Here is a 23,523-nt window from a genome sequence, read left to right on the forward strand (position 1 = left end):
TTATAAAGAAGAGCTGTTCTGTGATATAAAGTAATATTGGCATTGTAAAACTGCAAAATGCTCAGATCCCCCACAAAGGATCTGAGCATTTCCAATATTAACTATTTCTTCTGTAATTTCAGCACGTCCTCAAGAGAAAGGCCTGAAAATTTGGAGATGTCTTCAGGGGAGAATCTTGGATCCTGAAGCATACGCTGTGCTGTCAGCATAGCTTGTTCCTGATGGCCTTCGGCACGCGCATCATCGCACATTTCCTGAACAGCCTGACACATATTAACCCTCCCTTCTGTTTCTGTGAAACGTAAGTTGATACCGGTTATGGAGTCGATGACCCGGGCTGCTTTGAGCTCGAGTGACCGGAAGCCGGGACTCTGTGATGTAAGCTCCTGGAGCTTCCGTTTATCTTTGGAATATTTGATGAAGAGCATGACTTCTTTGAGATTGCTCTGGAGTTTGTCAAGTTCTTCATCCTTTATCTCGGCAGGTGAGAAGAGATTGATCCGGTAATCCGGGACCATGGAAAGAATTTCGGGGTCCTGGACGGAGAGCATTTCGTGGAGGCTCCTGGGAGCGTTCCAGGTGTCGGAACCGAAGTACACGACCGTGGTTATGACCGGGATGAGCCGGTCATCCTTGTAGAAGCCGGTGAGATATTCTCCGGATGTAGAAGGCCATTGCTTTGCTTCTCTGTGTGATCTGGCGGAATTTTCTACCTGCCCTGCGTATTCTAATGCATCGTAGACCATATTCTTAACCGGCATTGCAAAGTTCTGTTCCGATTGATTTTCAATCCCCAGGAGAAGATAGATCCTTGAATCATCGTGCATAACATTAAGAGATTTGAATTCGTCCCGGAATTTCTGGACGGGAACTTCTGAAGTGCCGGATCCGTAGGGGACAGCGAGAGCTGTGGTATCCAGTGGATGAAGCGTGTCAGGGTCTATGACGTTTTTTCCTTTGTACAGCATATGGTTGAATACATCCGCAAAAACGCGGTTGTCAGCCATGTAATCTTTGGTGATGGTATCCTTTGTACCCATAGGTTTCACCACCTTCGATCTGTTTATGTGATCAGAGTAGTTTATTATCTGATCCAGTTACAGGGTATCATACATTTTGGTGTTTGAGAAGCGGATATCTGATATTTTATCGGGATTTTACAGTGGCTTCTTGCCAGCTACCCTTTTCCGGTGTTAAAATAACAGCATCAATGAAAGAACAGGGAGAATGAAATCAATGTACGATTATCTTATCGTAGGTGCCGGTCTTTACGGTGCGGTTTTTGCACAGGAGGCGAAGCGTGCCGGGAAGTCAGTGCTTGTGATCGACAAGCGTCCGCATATTGCGGGAAATGTATATACAGAGAAGGTGGAAGGAATCAACGTGCATAAATACGGTGCACATATTTTCCATACCAATAATAAGAAGGTCTGGGATTATATCACCCGGTTTGCCACCTTCAATCGTTTTACCAACAGTCCGGTTGCCAATTATCACGGGGAGCTGTACAGTCTTCCGTTTAATATGTATACCTTTAACCGGATGTGGGGCGTGGTGACTCCGGAGGAGGCTGCGGCAAAGATCGAGGAGCAGCGGCAGGCTGCAGGGATCACGGAACCTTCAAATCTGGAGGAACAGGCTATCAGTCTTGTAGGTACGGATATTTATGAGAAGCTGATCAAGGGCTATACGGAGAAGCAGTGGGGACGTCCATGTACGGAGCTTCCTGCTTTTATCATCAAGAGGCTTCCGGTGCGTCTGACCTTTGACAATAACTATTTTAATGCGCTGTACCAGGGAATCCCGGTGGGTGGTTATACGAAGATGGTTGCCAATCTGCTGGACGGTATCGAGGTACGGCTGAATGAGGATTATCTGGAGAAAAAAGAGCAGTACGATGCAATGGCGGAGAAGGTGATCTACACAGGTGCCATCGACGCGTATTTTGACTATAAGCTGGGAACTCTGGAGTATCGTTCTGTGCGTTTTGAGAATGAAACACTGGATAAACCTAATTTCCAGGGAAATGCAGCAGTGAATTATACGGATGTGGAGACTCCGTGGACCCGTATCATCGAGCATAAATGGTTTGAGTTCGGAAAGGATGAGGAGGGTAATGATCTTCCGAAAACGGTGATCAGCCGGGAATACAGTTCCGAGTGGAAGCCTGGAGATGAGCCGTATTATCCGGTCAATGATGAGAAGAACGGAGCGCTTTACGGACAGTATAAGGAGCTTGCAGAGAAGGAACCGAAGGTGATCTTCGGCGGCCGTCTTGGCGAATATAAATATTATGACATGGATGCGGTGATCGCTTCTGCGCTGGATATGTGTGAGCGGGAGCTTGCATAAAAAAGATACTGGATATAACTAATGATAAGATCCTCTTATATTTCGGAGCCAAGGCAAAAGAGAAATATAAGGGGATTTTATGCATAGAATGGCAGTGAGATTTTTTGAGGGAGGAAAGAGCAATGAAAAGGTGCAAAGGTGTGCTTCTGGCAGGAATGCTGGTGCTGAGTATGAGTGTTCCGGTGTATGCGGACAAGTCGGTTGTGGTGAAGGTGGAGGCTCCGGCGGATACCACAGATTATTATATGACTGTGGATTCCGGTGGAGTTGGTGTGGATATCTATCCGTCCACCGACGGAAAAGGTGAAAAGCTCAATGATAAGACGGTAAGGGATGGTACTGTCCTGCATATCGAAGGGGAGACAGAGAAGAATGGTGAGACCTGGGGATATACAGAGTATAATGGCAGATACGGTTATGTGCCGCTGGAGGAGCTGCGGCCTTCAAAGGATGCGGAGCTGGCGAAGGCCGGAATCGCAGGGAGCACGGAGAAAGAGACTTCTGCAGTGAATCAGGGAGACGCATCCGATACGCAGAATTCCGCAGCCGGCGAGACTCAGGGGAAAGCAGCAGGAACGGACAATACAGGCAGCTCTCAGGCTCAGAATGGCGAAGGACAGGGAACGTCTGCAGGGACGGACAATACAGGCAACTCTCAGGCTCAGAATGGCGAAGGACAGGGAGCGTCTGCAGGGACGGCCAGCACAGATGAATCTCAGGCTCAGAGAGGTGAGGTTCAGGGGCCACCTGCAGGGACGGCCAGCACAGGTAGTTCTCAGGCTCAGAGCGGCGAGGTCCAGGGACCGCCTGCAGCGGATGGAACAACAGAAGGTGGGAAATCTGCGGATGAAGCTGTCACTAAGCCGGTCAATGGCACAGCTGCGACATCCTTTAAAGAAGAAAATTCCTGGTATAAAAGTCCGTTTATCTGGATCGGGATCGCAACAGTACTTGCAGTAATCGGAATTCTGGGTTATCATTTGAAGAAACGTTAACAGATAAACCAGATCAATATAAGAAAAGTGGAGAATTTTGTGAAGAGACTACAGCTTGTCAGGAAGAAATTACTGCCGCTTCTTCTGTGTGTGGCAGTTGCGGGCAGCCAGGTTCCGGTCATGGCAGCCGATGTGGGAGGCTTCAGTGATTCTGCGGAAGGCTTCAATGAAGAATGGTCAGAAGATACACAGACGCAGCCGGCGGAAGCAGAGGATACGACGGAGACCGCAGAAGAGAATACCACAGAGAACACCGGTATCCCGGATGAACAGACCGAGGATATTGCAGAGGCAGCCGACAGGGATACCGAGGATATAGCCTTGCAGAGTTCAGGGGAGGATACAGAAACTCCCGAAATATCAGAAGGATCGTCTTTTGATTCCCAGGAGGATACCTTTGGTGACGGTGAGGAGAGCTTCGGGGATGCCTCAGACAGTGGTGAGTCCGGCATCGAATATATCAAGGGCCGTCCGCTTACGGAGGAAGAGGAGCAGGAACAGCTGGCACCCTTTGATAATCTGACCTCTTATTCCACCGCCGTGGAGATCGGAAATGATGTGGATGAGGTACCGATGGGAAGAGCTGCGGCCTATCCGTCCTATTATAATGCAGCGGATCAGGGATATGTCACTTCCGTAAAGAATCAGGAGCCCTACGGTATGTGCTGGGCATTTGGAATGGCCTCTCTTCTGGAAACCTCGTTTCTGACCCAGGGCCTTGGGGCTTATGATCTGTCGGAAGAGCATCTGGCGTATTTTTTTGCAAACAGAAAGAATGACCCGCTTGGAAATACCTACGGGGATGTCAATAAGCATATGGGGACAGATGATAAAGGAAACGCAGATTATCATGAGGGCGGAAATGATCTTCTGGCTTCCATGTTTCTGAGCACCTGGTCCGGAATGACAACAGAAGGGGATGTGCCTCTGGCAACAGATTCCACGCATACACAGAAAACCGGTGTGACTCCGGCGGCATCCAAGGCGTACAATGCAGCTGCTTATCTGAAAAATACCTATTTTTCCGATTATTCCGTAAATGCCATGAAGAAGCTTCTGGTTGCAAATAATTCAGTTACTGTGATGTATAATGCACAGAATGCCTATTACAATGCAAGTACAGCGGCCTATTCCTATCCTACCAGCACCAAGAACGTGAATCATGTAGTTACAGTGGTGGGTTGGGATGACAATTATTCTGCGAAGAATTTCCGGGCATCTTCCAAGGTAAAGGGAGACGGAGCCTGGATCGTCAAGAACAGCTGGGGTACAGGCTGGGGAAAATCCGGATATTTTTATATGTCCTATGAGGATAAGTCTGTCAGTGAGCTGGTTGCGGCTACGGCTGTCAATACACCGAAATATAGAAACAATTATTTTTATGACGGAACGTCGGGCCTTGGTTCTATCCGCATGTATGCAGGGGAACAGCTGTCTACGGTTTTTCGTGCCAGTGCAGGAAACGGAAAAGCGGAATCGCTTGGCGAGGTGACTCTTAGCTCCATGTCTGCCAATAATTCCTATACTGTGCAGGTATACACAAATCTGAAGGATGCCAGTGATCCTACCAGTGGAACACCGGCATATTCTACACCGGTTTCCTGCAGTCAGCCGATGGCTGGGGTTATGACTTTTCAGATCCCGGAGGTTCTGCTCAGCCAGAACAGTCTGTATTCTATTGTGGTGACAAATGCAGGAAGCACATATATAAAATACTGTGTGGAGGCAGAGGTCAGTTATGGCTGGTGCAGCTTTTCTCCGTCTATCGTATCCGGTCAGAGCTTTCTGCGATATAACGCGGAGGATACCTGGATGGATGCGGTTGAATTTAATCCATCGGTAACTCCGAGGATCAAGGCGCATACCAGGACTCTGAGCAGTGCGGCCAAGATGCAGCTTTCTTCCTCTGAGATAGATCTGTATTCCGGAGATCAGAAAACACTGAATGCCTCGGCTACCAGATCCGAGATGGCTGCTTCCGGCATTGTCTGGGAAAGCTCAGATACCAGTGTGGCTGCTGTAAATGGAAGCGGCGTTGTTACTGCAAAAAATCCGGGAACAGCAACCATAACCTGTTACGGAAAAAATGCCAGGGGAATCCGAGCTACCTGTAAGGTTACGGTGAAGCTTCGTCAGACCACAGGTGTAAAACTGGTTTCCAAGGCATTTAACAGGATACGGATCTCCTGGAAAGCAGTTCCCGGCTGCAATCGTTATGCTATCTATCGCTGGGATGAAAGCGGAAATTCAAAAAAAATGGCAACCGTGACAGCAGATGTAGTGACCTGGCAGGATACTGCAGTGAAAACAGGAAGCACTTATACGTATCGGATCCGGGCTTCTTATGTACTTTCCGGAAAGAAGACTGTTTATGGAGCCGCATCTTCGCCGTTATCAGCAAAAGCGGAGCTGGGGAAGGCCCGTGCAGTGGCTGAAGCTGTCAGCGGACCATGTAACAGGGTATCCTGGAAGAAGGTTTCCGGAGCCAGTGGCTATCATATCTACCGGAAGCTCCAGGGGAAAAGCTGGGTTCGGATCGGAACCGTGAACAACAAAGTATTGTCCTGGCAGGACACGAAGATTGAGGGAATCACCTCCTACGCTTATGCTGTGAGGCCATATAAGAATGTAGACGGGAAAAAAGTTTTCGGAGGATATCAGGCAAGCAGCTATATCCTGTCCTATCCGGAACTTCAGAAGATATCCAGTGTCAGGAAGACCTCCAGGGGGCTGAAGATCTGCTGGAAAGCGCAGAAGAAAGCAGATTGCTATCAGATCTACCGTAAGACCGGAAAGGGTTCATGGAAAAAGATCAGTACAGTTTCCGGAGGCAGCAGCTCCTCCTTTGAGGATAAGACCGCAAAAAAGGGAACAACGTATTACTATGCGGTGCGTGCAGGGATAAAAACCTCCGGTGGAAAAGTACTCTGCGGAGGATATGCCGCAAAAGCAGCAAAGAGATAAAAGTGTTAAAATATAAAACGCCCGGATCTGGCTTGAAACATTCCAGATCCGGGCGTTTTATGTTTTGGTTGAATATGTGTATTATATATGATTATATCAGGCAGTTCAAAAGAAAGATCAGTCGTTGTTGATCACAACGCCTTTCTGAAGCATGATGTTGGCATAAAGTGCTTTCTCACTTGTGGAGATGATGCAGTATGCAGTTTTTGCTTCGTCATAGAATGCGAAACGCTCGATGTTTCCAACGGCTTTTTCGCCACGCTCGTCATGTTTGGAAACGATTTCTTTATATGTATCCCAGATCGGTGTCTCCACATTATCGCCAGGCATTACTTCCATCAGGTTTACCGGATGTTCTACATAAGTATCCAGCGGGAAGAGCTTCAGGATGGCATCCAGGATCTCCGGAACGCCATGTCCGTCACAACGGATGGTGATGGCATTTTTTCCCATGGATTCTACAGGGAAGTTTCCGTCAGCGATAACAAGACGGTCACTGTGTCCCATCTCACATAAAACCTTCAGTAATTCTGGTGATAAGATTTCTGGAATTCCTTTTAACATAGTTTATATCCTCCTAAGATCATTGTGTACTTACAGCATTTCGGAAATTACAGCATCAGGCTCAGGTGATCAGAACAGGATACATGGATTTCCGAAACTGTTATGACGCCGGTAGTATCAGACAGACCTGCCCGGCCACAGGCTTTAGAACTCTTATTAATTAATCTAACGGTATTTGGTCTTCTTTTCAAGGGAATATTTTCCTGTAAATGATGAAAATTTTATGGTTGACAGAAAACGTATGGAGCGCTATGATGAACTCAAACGGAAACGTTTCGGTTTCTGGACCAAATGAGAAAATAATACAAAACAAACACAATGATTATGATTCCAAGGAGGAGAAGATTATGCCACTGGTTACATCGAAGGAAATGCTGTTAAAGGCACAGAAGGGCGGATATGCAGTAGGAGCATTCAACGCAGAGAATATGGAGATGGTGAAGGCGATCATCCAGGCAGCTGAGGAGCTGAAAGCACCGGTTATGATCCAGACAACACCTTCTACTGTTAAATATGGTACGGTTGAGACTTACGCTGCGATCGTAGCAGCAGAGGCGGCCAAGGCTTCCGTTCCGGTATGCCTTCATCTTGACCACGGCAGCAGCTTTGAGCTTGCGATGCAGGCAATGCATGCAGGCTATACTTCTGTGATGATCGATGGTTCCAAGCTGGATTTTGAGGATAATATCAGAGAGACCAGGAGAGTTGCGGATGTGGCAGCAGCCCTGGATATCCCATGTGAGGCTGAGCTCGGTAAGGTCGGTGGTAAAGAGGATGATCTTGAGGCTGAGGCAGACACTAATACCGACCCGCAGGAGGCGAAGGAATTCGTGGAGCGTACAGGTGTTACTTCCCTGGCAGTTGCCATCGGAACCGCACATGGTTTCTATGTGGGAACACCGGTTCTTGACAAGGAACGCTTAAGCGAGATCCGCGAAGTCGTAGATATCCCCCTTGTTCTTCACGGGGCATCCGGACTCAGTGATGAGGATGTCAGCGACTGTGTAAAACGTGGTATCTGCAAGGTTAACTTTGCAACAGAGCTTCGTGCTGCATATTCCAGGGCAGTGAAGGAGACCTTTGCAGAGAATGAGAACACCATCGACCCGAAGGCCTACGGAAAGAAAGCGATCCAGGCAGTGAAGGAGCTGGTTGAGGCGCGTATGAAGGTTTGCGGCTGTGATGGAAAGGCAGAATGATCTTCTGTAAAAAAACAGAAACGGAGTAATCAGTATGGCAGCAACCATGAAAGATATTGCCAGGCGGACCGGACTTGGGCTCGCAACGATTTCTTCTTATTTTAACGGCGGAAACGTAAGAGAAAAAAACAGAATAAAGATCGAGGAGGCCATTCAGGAGCTGCATTATGAGGTCAATGAGGTGGCCAGAGGGCTTAAGACTAATGCTACCAAGACCATCGGCGTGGTGATCCCGGAGCTTAACAATACCTTTTGCGCGGAGATCATCACAGGAATGGAGGATGTCTTAAGGAGTCACGGATATGCGACTATTGTCTGTGACTGCCGTACCGATAAGAGACTGGAGCGGGATGCAGTGGAGTTTTTAAGCCGGAAGCGTGTGGACGGGATCATCAGCATGCCGGTGGATGCGGAAGGTAATCATCTGAAAAAATTTCAGAAAACCGGAAAGCCCATCGTACTCATTGACCGCAGGATCAGGGAGCTTTCCTGTGACAGTGTTCTTGTAGACAACGAGAAGGCGGCTGAGGACGCAATGAGAGTTTTTTTTCAGGCAGGACACCGTAAGATCGGGATCATTGGCGGACCGGAGGAAATTTCCACCGCTCAGGAACGTCTCCAGGGGTACCGCAATGCATACGAAAAAGAAAATATACCGGTACGGGAATCTCTGATCTATCACGGCGATTATACCATTCAGGGCGGTGTGCAGGGAATTGAGAAGCTTGTTGCGGACAATCCGGATATGACGGCCGTGTTTGTTACCAACTATGAGATGACCATGGGGGCGGTGATCGGGATGAATGAGCTGGGTCTTAAGATCCCGGAACAGCTGTCTATGATCGGTTTTGACAATCTGCAGTTTGCCAGAGCATGCAATCCCAAGCTTACCATTGTGGCACAGCCTACACAGGGGATTGCCGGAGAAGTGGCGGGAATCATGCTGAAACGGCTGGAAGGGGCTGCAAGTGAAGAAACAGAACCGATCACGGAGAAGCTTGGCGCAGAGATCATCATGGGAAAATCCGTCTGTGTGCTGGACGAGAAGGAGAAGCTATAATGAAACCATATTTATTAGGTATTGATATCGGAACCAGTGCCTGTAAGGTTGCGGTTTTTGAAAAATCGGGAACGGTTGTGGCTGCGGCCAACGGCGATTATCCGGTTTACTATCCGAAGGAGGGCTGGGCAGAACAGAATCCGGAAGAATGGTGGAGTGCTGTTTGTCAGGCGGTAAAGAAGGCCATCCAAAAAGTGGGGATAGCACCTGAGGAGATCGCAGGCATAGGTATTGACGGTCAGAGCTGGTCAGCCATTGCCATGGATAAGGACGGAAATGTACTGACAAACACTCCGATCTGGATGGATACCAGAGCACAGTCTATCTGTGACAGATTGAATGAAGAGATCGGGGCAGAGCAGATTTTTGAAATATCCGGTAATTCCCTTCAGCCGTCCTACACAACTGCAAAGATCCTCTGGTATAAAGAAAATCTCCCGGAGGTGTACCAAAGGATCCACAAGATCCTGCAGTCTAACAGCTACATTGCATATAAGCTGACGGGTGTGATGAGCCAGGATGTTTCCCAGGGCTATGGCCTGCATTGCTTTGACATGAGAAAGGCAGCCTGGGATGAGGATATGTGCAGAAAGCTTGGGATTCCCATGGAATTTCTTCCTGAGATCTGTGCCTGTGATCATGTTGTGGGAACAGTTACAGAGAAGGCGGCGGAGGAATCCGGCCTTGCTGTGGGAACACCGGTTGTTGCCGGTGGTCTGGATGCGGCATGCGGAACACTGGGGGCTGGAGTGATCCATCCGGGTGAGACACAGGAGCAAGGCGGACAGGCCGGCGGAATGAGCATCTGCATGGATGAGTACAAGGCAGATCCCAGACTGATCCTTGGCTATCACGTGGTTCCGGGACAGTGGCTCCTTCAGGGAGGAACCACCGGAGGTGGTGGTGTCATGCGCTGGTTTGAACGTGAGTTTGCAGATTATGAGCGCTCTGTAGCAGGAGAAAAAGGCTCTTCTCTGAATCAGCTCAATGAGATCGCGGAAAGGGTCGCACCAGGCAGTGACGGAGTGGTATTTCTTCCATATATGTCCGGTGAGCGTTCCCCGATCTGGAATCCTAATGCGAAGGGCGTATTCTACGGACTGGATTTTGCCAAGACCAAGGGACATATGGTACGTGCCTGTATGGAAGGCGTAGCACTTTCTCTGAAACACAACCTTGAGGTGGCAAAGGAAGCAGGAGCAGATGTGGAAGTTCTCCGCGCAATGGGAGGCTCTGCAAATTCTCTTCTCTGGACACAGATCAAATCCGATATCACAGGAAAACCCATCGTAGTGCCGTCCTCTGATACGGCAACAACACTTGGCGCAGCGATTCTGGCAGGTGTTGGTGTTGGAATGTATCAGGATTATGATGAGGCCATCCGTCTTACGGTAAAGGAAACAAGAAGACATGAACCGAACCCGGAAAACCGGGACGTTTATGAGAAAACCTATAAAACCTATTTAAATCTCTATAAATCTCTTGAACCTATGATGAGAAATGAGGAGGAAAAGTGATCATGAAAGCAGCAGTAGTAGTAGCAAATGAGGATGTTCAGTATCAGGAAGTGGAAGAACCTCAGGTAACACCGGGCCATGTGAAGATCAAGGTAAGATATTCCGGGATCTGCGGATCTGATATCCCGCGTGTATTAAATCACGGCGTACATTTTTATCCCATCGTGCTTGGACATGAATTTTCCGGCGATGTGGTGGAAGTGGGAGAAGGCGTTACCAAGGTGAAGGTCGGCGACCGTGTATCCGGTGCACCGCTTCTTCCCTGTATGAAATGTGACGACTGCCAGAAGGGTAATTTCTCTCTCTGCAAGCATTACAGCTTCATCGGTTCCAGAGAGCAGGGAGCAAACGCAGATTATGTAGTGGTTCCTGAGCAGAATGCAGTACCATTCGCAGACAATGTTCCATATGAGCAGGGAGCCATGTTTGAGCCTGCAACCGTAGCCATCCACGGTGTATTCCAGAACGATTACCACGGTGGTGAGTATGTGGCGATCCTTGGCGGTGGTACAGTTGGTATGTTCACCATGCAGTGGACAAAGATCTTCGGCTCCAAGAAGGTAGTGGTCTTTGATATCAGCGATGAGAGACTTGCTCTTGCAAAGCGTCTCGGCGCAGATGAGATCATCAACACAAAGGAAGAGGGATATATGGAAAAAGCCATGGCCATTACAGGTGGAAAGGGCTACGGCTTCGTATTTGAGACAGCCGGACAGGTTCCCACCATGCATATGGCATTTGAGCTTGCAGCAAACAAGGCACATGTATGCTTCATTGGTACTCCTCATGAAAACCTTACCTTTACACCGAAGGAGTGGGAGAACATGAACCGTAAGGAGTTCAAGCTTACCGGTTCCTGGATGTCCTACAGTGCCCCGTATCCGGGACGTGAGTGGGAGCTGACGGCGCATTATTTTGCAACTGGCCAGCTGAAGTTTGACCCGGGCTTCATCTATAAGAAAATCCCGATGAGCCAGGCACAGGAGGCCTTCCAGCTGTTCAAGACGCCGGGCCTTGTAAAAGGAAAGATCCTTCTTTCCAATGAGGAAGACTGATATGATCCTGACAGTAACCTTAAACGCTGCCATTGACAAGCGTTATGTAGTGGATGATTTTAAAGTGGGCGAAGTGAACCGTGTGCGTGAATGTACCTACGTTCCCGGCGGAAAGGGACTGAATGTTTCCAAGCCGGCGTCCATTTACGGTGCTGAAGTGGTTGCCACCGGCTTTGTAGGCGGCCACGCAGGCAATTATATAGAAGCTGCCCTGAAACCCTTTGGCATTAAGAGTGCTTTTTACCATGTAGAGGCGGAGAGCCGCTCCTGTATCAACATCTGGGATGAGGTGAATCATGTACAGACCGAATTCCTGGAGCCGGGATTTACACTGACAGAGGCAGATTTTGAGGGCTTTGAGAAAAAATTTCGCCAGCTTGTAAAAGACGCTTCTGTTGTGGCGATGTCCGGCAGCGTGCCGAAGGGACTTGACGGAAGTGCCTACCAGCGCCTTGTGAAGATTGTGAAAGACGCCGGAAAACCGGTGATCCTGGATACCAGCGGCAAGCTTCTGGAAGAGGGAATCAAGGCAGCACCGACACTGATCAAGCCTAACATTGATGAGATCCGTATGCTGACAGGCAAGCATTGTGACGATATCAACGATATCATTGAAGCAGCGAAAGCCATCCATGCCGATGGTGTGAAGATCGTGGCGGTCTCGCTTGGAGCAGATGGTTCCCTGGCAGTCGGAGAGGAAGGGATTTTCCGTGCGGTGGTTCCGAAGATCGATGCGGTAAATACCGTAGGCTGCGGAGATTCCATGATCGCAGGCTTTGCCCTTGGATTAAGTGAGGGACTTTCCCTGGAAGAGACTCTGCAAAGAGCCAGTGCGATCTCAGCGGCGGCAGCCATGCGCGAGGAAACGGGCTTCTTTGTGATGGAGGATATGGAGGCTCTTCTTCCGAAGATCGAGATCAGGCGTTTATAAGATAAGCTTATAATAAAAAAATTTTTATAAAAAAGGAGATGTAAAGATGGCAGAAGTTATCAATCCGGCAATTGTGCCGAAAGTGACACTTCCTTCCGGCGAGCAGGTTCCGTGTGTCGGAATGGGAACATTCGGTTCCGACCGTGTATCCGCAGAGGATGTATCTGCAGCTGTTGCAGGCGCGATCCGCAGTGGCTACCGTATGTTTGACTGTGCCGCATGTTACGGAAACGAGCATGAGATCGGCCAGGTATTTAAGGACGCTTTTGACGAAGGTGTTGTAGAGCGTAAGGATCTTTTTATCATGACAAAGGTATGGAACGACATGCACAGAAGAGTAGAGGAAGCCTGCGACAAGAGCATTAAGGATCTTCAGTGCGATTATGTGGATATGTATTTCATCCACTGGCCATTCCCGAACTATCATGCACCGGGATGTGATGTGGATTCCAGAAATCCGGAGTCCAAACCCTTCAGTGTGGAGGAGTTTATGGATACATACCGCCAGTGTGAGGCGTTGGTAGAAAAAGGAAAGATCCGTTACATTGGTATTTCCAATATGACCATTCCGAAGCTTGAGGCAGTTCTTCCGCTTATGAAGATCAAACCTGCAACCTGTGAGCTTGAGCTTCATGTATGCTTCCAGCAGCAGGAGCTTTATGATTATCTGGTAGAGCATAACATCCAGCCGGTAGGCTATATGCCGATTGGTTCTCCACGCAGACCGGAGAGAGATATCTGCCCGGAGGATGTTGCGGATCTGGAGGTTCCGGAGATGCAGGCGATCGCAAAGGCACATGGTGTTCATCCGGCTCTGATCGCTCTGAAATGGGCACATCAGAGAGGAGAGATCTCCATTCCGTTCTCTGTGCACAACTATGCAAGCAACCTGAAATGTGTCACAGAGGATCCCCTTACAGAGAAAGAAATGGCAACCATCGCAACTCTGGAAAAAGGCAACCGTCTTGTAAAAGGACAGGTATTTCTGTGGCATGGTGCCAGGGACTGGCATGACCTCTGGGACGAGGATGGCGTTATCGTAAAATAATAAAAATATGCAGGAAAATCCCGTGTTCCATATGTTGGATGCGGGATTTCTTTGTATTTAATTTGGACTAAGAAACTCCGTTGTAAATTTTAACCAAACATGTTAACATATAAAAAGAATTAACAGTTATTGTTCACAGAAAGGACAGTAATCTTACCAATGAAAATGACAGAGACGGGGGGAAGGATCTGTCAGGGGGATGTGCAATAAAAACAACAGAAACTGATCAGAGGGGGACAACAGAAATTATGTATCGTATTTTACTGGTAGATGATGAGATACTTGTTCGAGATGCGATCCGGGAGAATATTGACTGGAAAGCAATGGACTGTGAGCTGGTAGGAGACTGTGATAACGGGAAAGCAGCAGCGGAATTTGTACAGAACCATCCGGTGGATATCGTGCTTACAGATATCCTTATGCCATATATGGATGGTATGGAACTGAGCCGTTTTCTCCATGAGAATTATCCGGATATCGTGATCGTGATCTTCAGCGGATTCGGAGAATTCGAGTATGCCAAGAAGGCGATCCAGTATGGTGTCAGTGAATATATGCTGAAGCCGGTGACAGCCATGGAACTCAGAAATGTTATCGGAAAAATGAAGGAGAAGGTGGACCAGCAAAGAAAAGAAAAAGAGAAGCTGGAACGTCTGACACAGACTTCCGAGAATTATCAGAAAAACGCCATTGTGATCCGTTCCAGAGCGCTGCAGGGCTTTGTGGATAATATCAAGACACGGCAGGAAAGTCTGGAAGAGCTTGCAGCACTGGGAATCGATCTTGAGGCAGCATGCTATCGTGTGGCTGTTTTTGATCTGGATCTGTATTCGGACGGCAGTCAGCTTACTGCGGAGAAACGCCAGGAGAGTGCACTGATGTCTTTTGTCCTTTTTAATATCAGTGATGAGATCATCAGCAAAGAAAAAGCAGGAGTGGCATATCAGGCCGGAAATAACAAGGTCGGTGCTCTTTTCATGGGAAACCGTACCAGAGAGTTTGAACACAAGATCATGGAGATCTGCAGGACGATCCAGGATAAGCTGAAGGAACTGATGTCGCTGGATATTTCTATCGGTGTGGGAAGCTGGGCCAGAACCCAGCAGGAGCTTCGTGCATCCCATGAACTTGCAGAGAAAGCTATTGAATATCGTTATCTTCTTGGAGGAAGCCTTCTTATTGATATGGAAGAACAGCCGGAGGAAAAAAATCTTTCTATTAAAGCTTATGTAGAGAAGCTGGCAGCTGCTCTGAAAGTGGGTAAAAAGGAAAACGCAGAGCATATTCTGGAACAGATCTCTTCTGAGATCAAGGAAGCGCGGGTGGATAAGAGTCGTGCCTGCGTGTATCTTCAGCAGATCATCCGTGCAGCAGATGAGACCTGTGAGGATATGGTTCCGGACAACAGGCTTTTTTCCAAAAGAGAAGCACTTCTGCAGCAGGTTACGGAGCAGAATTCTTTTGACAGTGCTGTTGAACTGGTCAGGAATCATATCGGAGAGATTTTCCAGACACTTTCCGATGCAAACAGCTCCAGCGGACAGCGTCAGGCCAGACTTGCCCTGGATTATATCCAGAAGAATTATATGGATCCGGATTTAAGCCTGAACAGTATCTGTTCCTATCTGAATATTAGTACAAGCTATTTCAGTACGATCTTTAAGGATCTTACGGGAGAGACTTTTACAGAAGTTCTGATCCGTACCCGCATGGAGAAGGCGAAGGAGCTTCTGGAGAATACAACTATGAAGAATTATGAAATTGCCGAGAAAGTCGGATTTGCAGATCCCCATTATTTTGGGATCTCCTTCAAAAAAATGACCGGCTGCACACCAACAGAATATGCAAGGGAGAAACGTAAATGAGAGATATCCGGTTTGCGGCAAAGATCATAGGAAAATTTAAGAGTATCCAGAGTGCGATCTTTGCGGTAGTGACGGTGCTGCTTTTAAGTGCGGTGCTGGTCATAACAGGTGTTTCCATGAGATATACCCGCAATTCTATTTTTGAAAATTCTGCTGTCTACACCCAGAATATCGTGCAGCAGATGAATCAGAATATTGATTCCTATATTGATTACATGGAAAATATAGCCTATATGATCTCCAGTAACGAGGATGTACAGCAATATCTTTTTGGTGAAAATGTGGACAATGGAACAAGAGAGCGTCTGATCAATCAGTTCAAGACTATTCTGGATGGACGAAGTGATATCCGAAATCTTGGGATCATTGGAAGTAATGGACGGAAGCTGATCAACGACGGCAAACAGTCTGTGAATCCGGATCTGAAGCTTTCCACCCAGGAGTGGTATCTGGAAGCTTTACAGAAGCCGGAAGGCCCGCTTCTTACATCTTCTCATGTACAGCACATCATCAGCGGAGAGCGTCCGTGGGTGATCACTTTAAGCAGGGGAATCCGTAATTTTTCCAACAGCGGTGAGAAAGAGGGAGTCTTTTTTATTGATCTGAATTACAGTGCCATCAGTGAACTTTGTGATCAGAATACGATCGGGAAAAGGGGATACGCATTCATTCTGGATGAAAGCGGAAATATTGTATACCATCCACAACAGCAGCAGCTTTACAATGAATTGCAGACTGAGAATATCGACCTGATCGTGAAATCAAAAGAAGATACGGTGCGTACCGAAAAGGGAAACAGAGGAAAGCTATATTCCATTTCCAGATCAAATAAAACCGGATGGACCGTTGTGGGCTGTATGAGCGTCAGCGAGCTTCTGCGCAAAAGCAATCAGGCACAGAGTATTTATGTGCTTATTTCCGCACTTCTGATGATCGTGGCACTGCTTTTTTCCAGATTTCTGGCAAAGAGTCTTACATATCCTCTTCAGCGTCTCAGAGATTCCATGTCCAGAGTACAGGAAGGGCATTTTGACGGAGCAGATGTGGAGATCGATTCAGAGAATGAGATCGGAAGCCTGACGAAATCTTTCAATGTGATGACACATAGGATACAGGATCTTATGGAGCAGAACGTGAAGGAACAGGAAGCAAAGAGAAAAAGTGAGCTTAAGGCCCTTCAGTCCCAGATCAATCCTCATTTTCTCTACAATACCCTGGATTCGATCATCTGGATGGCAGAGGGCAGAAAGTACGAAGAGGTTGTTCTGATGACAGCATCCCTGGCGCGTCTTCTTCGTCAGAGCATCAGTAATGAGGATGAAGTGGTTCCTCTTGCAAGGGAAGTGGAGTATGCCAAGGGTTATCTTACGATCCAGAAGATGCGTTACAAGGACAAGCTGGAATTCGAGATCGATGTAGAACCTTCTATATTAAATATCCCTCTGATCAAGCTGGTTCTCCAGCCGATCATTGAAAATGCCATCTATCATGGACTGAAATATAAAGAGAGTAAGGGACTTTTGCAGGTAAAAGGCTTTATGAAGGACGGAAATGCAGTTCTTCAGGTGATCGACAACGGTGTAGGTATGGATGAGGAAACATTGTCACATATTTATGATAAGCATAAGGTGAATTATCATTCCAATGGTGTGGGTGTTTACAATGTACAGAAACGTCTGAAGCTTTATTATGGAGAAAATTACGGGATCATCTATGAAAGTGAAAAAGGTGTCGGAACCACTGCCACGATCACCATTCCGGGAATACAGGAGGAATCAATATGAAAAAACATAGAAAACTCCTGACTTTAGGAGTGGTCATCTGCCTTGTGGCGGGGCTTGTAGCCGGAATAGTCTATTATAAACAGGTAGAAGAAGAGAGAAAACTATCGCTGATCTATATTCCGAAGGTTGTGGACGGTACCAACGATTTCTGGACATCACTGATCCAGGGGGCGGAGATGGCTGCAAAGGAATATAATGCAGATATCCGCGTATGGGCACCTGAGGAAGAGAATGATGTGGATGGGCAGAACAAGCTGATCGAAAGGGCAACAGAAGAAAAACCGGACGCGATCCTGATCTCGCCGTCCAGCTTCACTGAATCCGACCAGCTTTTGAAGAAGGCAAAGGAACAGGGAATACATATCGCATTTATTGATTCCTACACACAGGAAGAGGTCCAGGATCTTACCGTTGCGACCGATAATCTGGAAGCGGGGCAGATCCTTGGCAGGTTTGCGAAGGATCTTGTGGGAACGGATGATCAGATTGCGATCGTTTCACATGTAAAGGGTGTATCTACGGCAGTTGAAAGAGAAAAAGGTTTCCGGACAGGACTTGGCAGTCTGAAGGATAATATCGTAGATGTGGTATACTGTGATTCTCAGTATGACAAGTCCTATGAGCTTACAAAAGAGCTGATGAAAAAATATCCGGATCTCAAGATGATCGCGGGAATGAATGAATATTCCTCTGTAGGTGCTGCAAGAGCAGTAAAGGCAGCAAAAGCAGAGAATCGGATCAGGGTGGTGGGAGTAGACAGCTCACAGGAGGCCGTCCAGCTGATGGAACACGGAATCTTCCAGGGAATCGTTGTACAGAAGGCATTTAAAATGGGGTATGTGGGTGTTCGGGAAACTGTTAAGATGCTGCGTGGAGAAGACTATAAGAAGAATATTAATTCCGGGTGCCAGCTTGTGACTCCTGACAATATGTATACCAGTGAGATCGAAAAACTGCTTTTTCCGTTTAATACGTTAAAAACATATGGTGATCTTACATCGTAAATAGTCATAAATGCACAAAGAAAAGGGTTAAATATTTACCATACAGTAAATATTTAACCTTTTTTTGAAAGATATTCTATTACAATTATTGATTTTTGACGGTATTATAATAACCAAGAAAACACAAGATACGTGCAAAACGTGAGGAGGGTAAAAATTGGAAAACTTAAAACAAAATCCAATCGTTAAGAAGCTCGGATTGAACAGAATACTTCTTGTCTGTGTTCTGATTCTTATGTTCCTGGTTTTTAAAGTAGTTCTTGGAAACAAGTTTCCGGCTGTTGATAGTATCAAGTCTACTTTGAACTATGTGTACTTCCTGGGCTTCTTGTCACTTGGCGTTACATTCGTAATCGCTACAGGAGGAATTGATTTCTCCATCGGACCTGTAATGTTCTGCTGTGCACTGGTATCCGGTTACTGCATGACATCTTACAAGGTTCCATGTGCAGTTGCCATGATCCTTTGCATTCTGATCGGTCTCTGCTTTGGTATTTTTAATGGCTGGATGGTTTCTTACATGTCAGTGCCACCATTCATTATTTCCATGGCATCCATGAACATTGCAAAAGGTATTGCTTCTGTATTCACAAAAACACAGTCCGTAAGCTGGCCGGCAGCTGGCGATGCAAACGGCTGGTTCCGTAATATCGTTTCCGTAAACGGCTTCCCTGTAGGAATCATTATCTTCCTGGGAATGGCAGTTATCTGCGGTATCGTTCTTTACAACACAAAACCGGGACGTTACATCCTCTGCCTTGGTTCCAACAAAGAGGCTGTCCGCCTTTCCGGTGTTAACACAAAGAAATGGGAAATGCTTGCTTATGTGATCTGCGGATTCCTGGTAGGTATTGGAGCACTCTTCTTTGTAGCTACATACACAACTGTTCAGCCTGGCTATGGCGATCAGTACAACAACGAGGCTATTGCAGGCTGCGTTATGGGTGGTACATCCATGGTTGGTGGACTTGCTTCCATCGGCGGTACTGTAATCGGCGTATTCATCATCTCTCTTCTTCAGCAGGGCATCATGGCATTTGGTCTTGGTAAAGGACAGCAGATGATCATCACAGGTATCATCGTTATCGTTGCAGTTTATATCGACGTTTCTGCAAGACGCAGAAAGAACTGATCTTAGAGGGAGGATGCGACAATGGGTGAAGTTATTTTAACTATGAAGGACATTGATAAGTCCTTTCCTGGAGTTCATGCTCTGGATCACGTTAATTTCGAAGTAAAACGCGGCGAAGTACATGCACTTATGGGAGAAAACGGTGCCGGTAAATCAACACTGATGAAGGTTCTTACCGGTATTTATCAGAAGGATTCAGGTTCCATCGTTTACAAAGGACAGGAAACAGAATTCCACAATACACGTGAGGCACAGGATGCCGGCGTTGTAATCGTACATCAGGAGCTGAACATGGTAGGTGATCTTACCGTTGCTCAGAACATCTTCATCGGACGTGAACCGAAAAAAGGTTTCCGCATTGATGACAAAAAGATGATCGAGGATTCAAAGAAGCTTTTCCAGGATCTGAACATTGAGATCAATCCGAAGGAAAAGATGAAAAACCTGACAGTCGGAAAACAGCAGATGTGTGAGATCGCAAAAGCAATCTCTCATAAAGCTGAGGTCATCATCTTCGATGAGCCTTCCGCAGCACTTACCGAGAAAGAGATCGCGGATCTGTTCGAGATCATCCGTGACCTTCGTAAGAAAAATCTTGGTATCGTGTATATCTCACACCGTATGGATGAGATCAAAACCATCACAGACCGTGTAACAGTCATGCGAGATGGTGGTTACGTAGGAACTCTCATCACAAAAGACAGTACAAAAGAAGATATCATCAACATGATGGTTGGTCGTGTTATTTATGAGGATCCGAAGCAGGAGAGTGCAGTTCCGGCAGATGCACCGGTAGTTCTTAAGGTTGAACATCTGAACGCAGGAAAGATGGTTCAAGATGTAAGCTTTGAACTGAAGAAAGGTGAGATCCTTGGTTTCTCAGGACTGATGGGTGCAGGACGTACCGAGACAGCCAGAGCACTGTTCGGAGCAGACCCGAAACAGAGTGGTAAGATCTCTGTTATGGGTAAAGATGGACAGCTTCACGAAGTTACCATCAACAGCCCGCAGGATGCTGTTAAATACGGTATCGGTTATCTGTCAGAGGACAGAAGAAGATACGGCTGTGTTGTACAGAAATCTGTAACAGAGAATACAACACTGGCAACAATGGAAGAGTTTACCAATGGTATCTTTATCAACAAAGCAAAAGAGAAAAAAGTTGCTGAGAAATATGTAAACGAACTTGCAACTAAGACACCTACTACAGACCAGCTGGTAGTTAACCTTTCCGGTGGTAACCAGCAGAAGGTAGTTATCGCAAAATGGCTGACACGAGACAGTGACATCCTTATTTTCGATGAGCCTACCAGAGGTATCGATGTTGGTGCTAAGAACGAAATCTACAAATTAATGAACAGACTGGCAGCAGAAGGAAAATCCATTATCATGATTTCTTCTGAGATGACGGAAGTTCTCCGAATGAGTGACCGTATCATCATCATGTGTGAGGGTAAAGTTACCGGATGTATTGATATCTCCGAGGCAACCCAGGAAAACATCATGGACAAGGCCACACGGAATATCGATTAAGGAGGAAAGTCATGACTAAGAAGAAAAAAAGTATTTTAAGTGATCAGAGATTTATTGTTTTGCTCGTTATCATTGTCCTGTGTGCAATATTCTCAGGCTTGAGTAAAGAATTCAGACAGTACACCACGATCCTGAGTATGCTGGATTTCTCATATTACGATCTTCTTATGGCGATCGGAGTTACATTCCCGCTTATCACTGGTGGTGTTGACCTGTCAATCGGAACTGGTATGGTAGCATACGCACTGATCGCCGGAACATTGATCAGAAACAACAATTGCCCGGTAGCTCTGGCAATGCTGATCTGTGTTGTTCTTGGTATCGCAGTCGGTGCACTGAACGGTGTACTGATCGGTGTTATGAACCTGCCGCCATTTTTGGCAACACTTTGTACCTGTATGATCACCCGTGGTGCCGGATCTCTCTGCAGTGCGACACCTTGGCCGGGACTTACACAGGATGGTGGATGGTTCCACACAATCTTTAAAGTAACTGTTGGTACAGGAAGAAGTGCTTCCCGTTATCCGCTTGGATTCCTGTGGATGGTCATTCTGGTTCTTCTTATGGAGTACATCCTGAACCACACCAAATTCGGTCGTTATACAATTGCAATCGGTTCCAACAAAGAGGCAGCAGCCCTTTCCGGAATCAATACAAAGTTCTATCACGTAATGGTATACGTTGTCTGCGGTCTGTTTACAGGTCTTGCAGCGATCGCATACGCAGCAGTAACACCTACTGTACAGCCTGGTACTGGTGCCGGACTTGAGATGGATGCTATCGGTGGTGTATTCGTTGGTGGTGTAGCAGCTACCGGTGGATATGGTTCCGTGATCGGTACATTCGTTGGTATCTTCGTCATCATGCTTCTGAAAACAGGTCTTCCATATATTGGCCTGCAGGCAAACTGGCAGCAGATCATCACCGGTATCGTTCTGATCGTAGCCGTTCTGATTGATATCCTGAAAGAGAAAAAAGCAGCTCACTGATAAGCAGTGAGATATAATGTGAAAAAGGGTGCTGTTCACAGAGAAATGTGACAGTACCCATTATCAAAGATGTGAAACGCCAAGGGGTAGCAATGGCGTATGAACATAAAAAAACTATATAATATATTTAAGGAGGAAATATTATATGAAAGCAAAAAAGGTTATGGCATTAATGCTCTGTGCAGCAATGGTAACAAGCATGAGTGCAACTGCAGCTTTTGCAGCTGAGGAGAAAGAAGATGCAGCAACAGAGAAATCTGCAGATTCCACAGCAGCTGAGGATCCTACTGCACAGTTCGACGGACTGAAAGCAAACGAAGCTTATGTGTTCCCGATGATGGTTAAATCTTTCCAGTCCACATACTGGGATGCAGCTCAGGAAGGTATGAAGAAAGCATCTAAGGAGCTGGGCGTTGATTATAAACCACAGGGACCGAACAGTGAGTCCGATATCGCTGACCAGGTTAACATGATCAACACAGCTATCGCTTCCAATCCTGTTGGATTAGGACTTGCAGCTTGTGATACATCTTCCGTTACAGATGCACTTAAGACATGTGCAGAAAAAGGAATCCCGGTTGTAACATTCGATACAGGTATCGCTGATGCTCCAGAGGGATCTGTAGTATGCGAGGTTTGTACAGACAACGCACAGGCTGGTGCAGTAGCAGCTGAGAATATGTACAACAGCATTAAAGACGTTGTTAAAGATGCTGACGGACAGGTTGTAATCGGTGAGGTTAACCAGGATGCAACAGCTCAGAATATCCAGCAGCGTGGTACAGGATTCATCAACAAGATGATCGAGCTTCTTCAGGCTGATGGAAAGACAGTTGCAGTAAGCGGCAACGAGTTCTATGTAAACGCAGCAGAGGGTGCTGACGCAGACGCTAAAGACGCTGACGTTGTTATCCAGGTAGCTGTTCCGGCACAGACAACTGTAGAGCTCTGCTCCACAGAGGCACAGGCAATCCTTTCCCAGGAGAACTGTATTGCAATCTTCGGTTCCAACCAGGTTTCCGCAGAGGGTGTTCTTGCAGCAAATGCTAACCTTAACGTTCTTGGTTCTGACCCGGCAAACGGTGATGTAGTTGGTGTTGGTTTCGATGCTGGTTCTATCATCAAAGCAGCTGTTAAAGATGGCACACTCGTTGGTGCTGTTACACAGTCTCCTCTTATGATGGGATACTATGCAATCTACGCTCTGACAGCAGCAGCAAACGGCCAGAAGCTTGAGGATGTTCCTACAGAGGGTTACTGGTATGATGCAACAAATATGGAAGACGAGAATATCGCTCCTAACCTTTATGACTAATCAAATCATATAATTGATAAGATCGTGAAGTTATAATGAACGCGGATTGCGTTCACGGACGTATGAAATAAGAGATCCGCTGGCTGATTCAGTCAGCGGATTTTTTAAACAAATAATGTAGTAGTTCATAAATAATCGCTGTATTATTGGCAAATAAAGACACTTTTTTTGACAAAAGAGGTTCTTATCACCGGAAGGATCCTGATGTATGATAAA

General features: G+C 46.8%; 18 protein-coding genes. 16 read left to right on the top strand and 2 right to left on the bottom strand.

Annotated elements, in window-relative coordinates:
- Positions 1-101: 101 nt before the first annotated feature.
- On the bottom strand, positions 102-1,040 hold the full coding sequence (locus AB5026_RS01755; protein ID WP_368212625.1) for an Rpn family recombination-promoting nuclease/putative transposase: 939 nt from the start codon (positions 1,038-1,040) through the stop codon (positions 102-104).
- 196 nt (positions 1,041-1,236) lie between these two features.
- Here AB5026_RS01755 and glf point away from each other — a divergent pair, with 196 nt between their 5' ends.
- The 3 genes from glf to AB5026_RS01770 all read left to right on the top strand — a co-directional run bounded on the left by glf (position 1,237) and on the right by AB5026_RS01770 (position 6,311).
- Positions 1,237-2,352, top strand: a complete 1,116-nt coding sequence (glf, locus tag AB5026_RS01760; RefSeq protein WP_059086081.1) for a UDP-galactopyranose mutase — start codon at positions 1,237-1,239, stop codon at positions 2,350-2,352.
- Positions 2,353-2,474: 122 nt separating this feature from the next.
- Entirely contained in the window at positions 2,475-3,347 is an 873-nt protein-coding gene (locus AB5026_RS01765; protein ID WP_022427204.1) for a hypothetical protein, read from the top strand.
- 39 nt (positions 3,348-3,386) lie between these two features.
- Positions 3,387-6,311, top strand: a complete 2,925-nt coding sequence (locus tag AB5026_RS01770) for a C1 family peptidase (RefSeq protein ID WP_368212626.1) — start codon at positions 3,387-3,389, stop codon at positions 6,309-6,311.
- Between the two features lie 117 nt (positions 6,312-6,428).
- Here AB5026_RS01770 and AB5026_RS01775 read toward each other — a convergent pair whose 3' ends face one another.
- The gene (locus AB5026_RS01775; protein ID WP_015527311.1) at positions 6,429-6,875 is read right to left on the bottom strand and encodes an RbsD/FucU family protein; all 447 of its coding nucleotides are present in this window, start codon (positions 6,873-6,875) and stop codon (positions 6,429-6,431) included.
- Between the two features lie 347 nt (positions 6,876-7,222).
- On the opposite strand from AB5026_RS01775, the gene AB5026_RS01780 reads away from it, so the two are divergent.
- The 13 genes from AB5026_RS01780 to AB5026_RS01840 all read left to right on the top strand — a co-directional run bounded on the left by AB5026_RS01780 (position 7,223) and on the right by AB5026_RS01840 (position 23,307).
- On the top strand, positions 7,223-8,074 hold the full coding sequence (locus AB5026_RS01780) for a class II fructose-bisphosphate aldolase (RefSeq protein ID WP_015527310.1): 852 nt from the start codon (positions 7,223-7,225) through the stop codon (positions 8,072-8,074).
- A 34-nt stretch (positions 8,075-8,108) separates the two neighbouring features.
- Positions 8,109-9,134, top strand: coding sequence for a LacI family DNA-binding transcriptional regulator (locus AB5026_RS01785; RefSeq protein ID WP_147602915.1), 1,026 nt, complete (start codon positions 8,109-8,111; stop codon positions 9,132-9,134).
- On the top strand, positions 9,134-10,651 hold the full coding sequence (gene xylB / locus AB5026_RS01790; RefSeq protein WP_265190744.1) for a xylulokinase: 1,518 nt from the start codon (positions 9,134-9,136) through the stop codon (positions 10,649-10,651). Before AB5026_RS01785 ends, xylB begins: the two co-directional genes overlap by 1 nt.
- 2 nt (positions 10,652-10,653) lie before the next feature.
- On the top strand, positions 10,654-11,706 hold the full coding sequence (locus AB5026_RS01795) for a galactitol-1-phosphate 5-dehydrogenase (protein WP_015527307.1): 1,053 nt from the start codon (positions 10,654-10,656) through the stop codon (positions 11,704-11,706).
- Between the two features lies 1 nt (position 11,707).
- The gene (gene pfkB, locus AB5026_RS01800) at positions 11,708-12,637 is read left to right on the top strand and encodes a 1-phosphofructokinase (RefSeq protein ID WP_368212627.1); all 930 of its coding nucleotides are present in this window, start codon (positions 11,708-11,710) and stop codon (positions 12,635-12,637) included.
- Between the two features lie 46 nt (positions 12,638-12,683).
- Positions 12,684-13,685: an aldo/keto reductase gene (locus AB5026_RS01805; RefSeq protein ID WP_147602919.1), complete on the top strand. Its 1,002-nt coding sequence runs from the start codon at positions 12,684-12,686 to the stop codon at positions 13,683-13,685.
- Between the two features lie 248 nt (positions 13,686-13,933).
- Positions 13,934-15,550 (top strand): response regulator, encoded by a 1,617-nt coding sequence (locus AB5026_RS01810; protein ID WP_368212628.1) that lies wholly within the window; start codon positions 13,934-13,936, stop codon positions 15,548-15,550.
- Entirely contained in the window at positions 15,547-17,334 is a 1,788-nt protein-coding gene (locus AB5026_RS01815; RefSeq protein WP_368212629.1) for a sensor histidine kinase, read from the top strand. Before AB5026_RS01810 ends, AB5026_RS01815 begins: the two co-directional genes overlap by 4 nt.
- Positions 17,331-18,338 (top strand): substrate-binding domain-containing protein, encoded by a 1,008-nt coding sequence (locus tag AB5026_RS01820; RefSeq protein WP_195656874.1) that lies wholly within the window; start codon positions 17,331-17,333, stop codon positions 18,336-18,338. Before AB5026_RS01815 ends, AB5026_RS01820 begins: the two co-directional genes overlap by 4 nt.
- A 157-nt stretch (positions 18,339-18,495) precedes the next feature.
- Positions 18,496-19,470, top strand: a complete 975-nt coding sequence (locus AB5026_RS01825) for an ABC transporter permease (protein ID WP_195656873.1) — start codon at positions 18,496-18,498, stop codon at positions 19,468-19,470.
- A 21-nt stretch (positions 19,471-19,491) separates the two neighbouring features.
- Positions 19,492-21,003, top strand: coding sequence for a sugar ABC transporter ATP-binding protein (locus AB5026_RS01830; RefSeq protein WP_118608416.1), 1,512 nt, complete (start codon positions 19,492-19,494; stop codon positions 21,001-21,003).
- Between the two features lie 11 nt (positions 21,004-21,014).
- Positions 21,015-21,992, top strand: coding sequence for an ABC transporter permease (locus AB5026_RS01835; RefSeq protein WP_118608415.1), 978 nt, complete (start codon positions 21,015-21,017; stop codon positions 21,990-21,992).
- Positions 21,993-22,137: 145 nt separating this feature from the next.
- Positions 22,138-23,307 (top strand): substrate-binding domain-containing protein, encoded by a 1,170-nt coding sequence (locus AB5026_RS01840; RefSeq protein ID WP_022427194.1) that lies wholly within the window; start codon positions 22,138-22,140, stop codon positions 23,305-23,307.
- Positions 23,308-23,523: the final 216 nt, after the last annotated feature.

The sequence above is a fragment of the Blautia sp. RTP21359st1_E11_RTP21359_211015 genome (assembly GCF_040910705.1).
GTDB classification, from domain to species: domain Bacteria; phylum Bacillota; class Clostridia; order Lachnospirales; family Lachnospiraceae; genus Blautia_A; species Blautia_A fusiformis.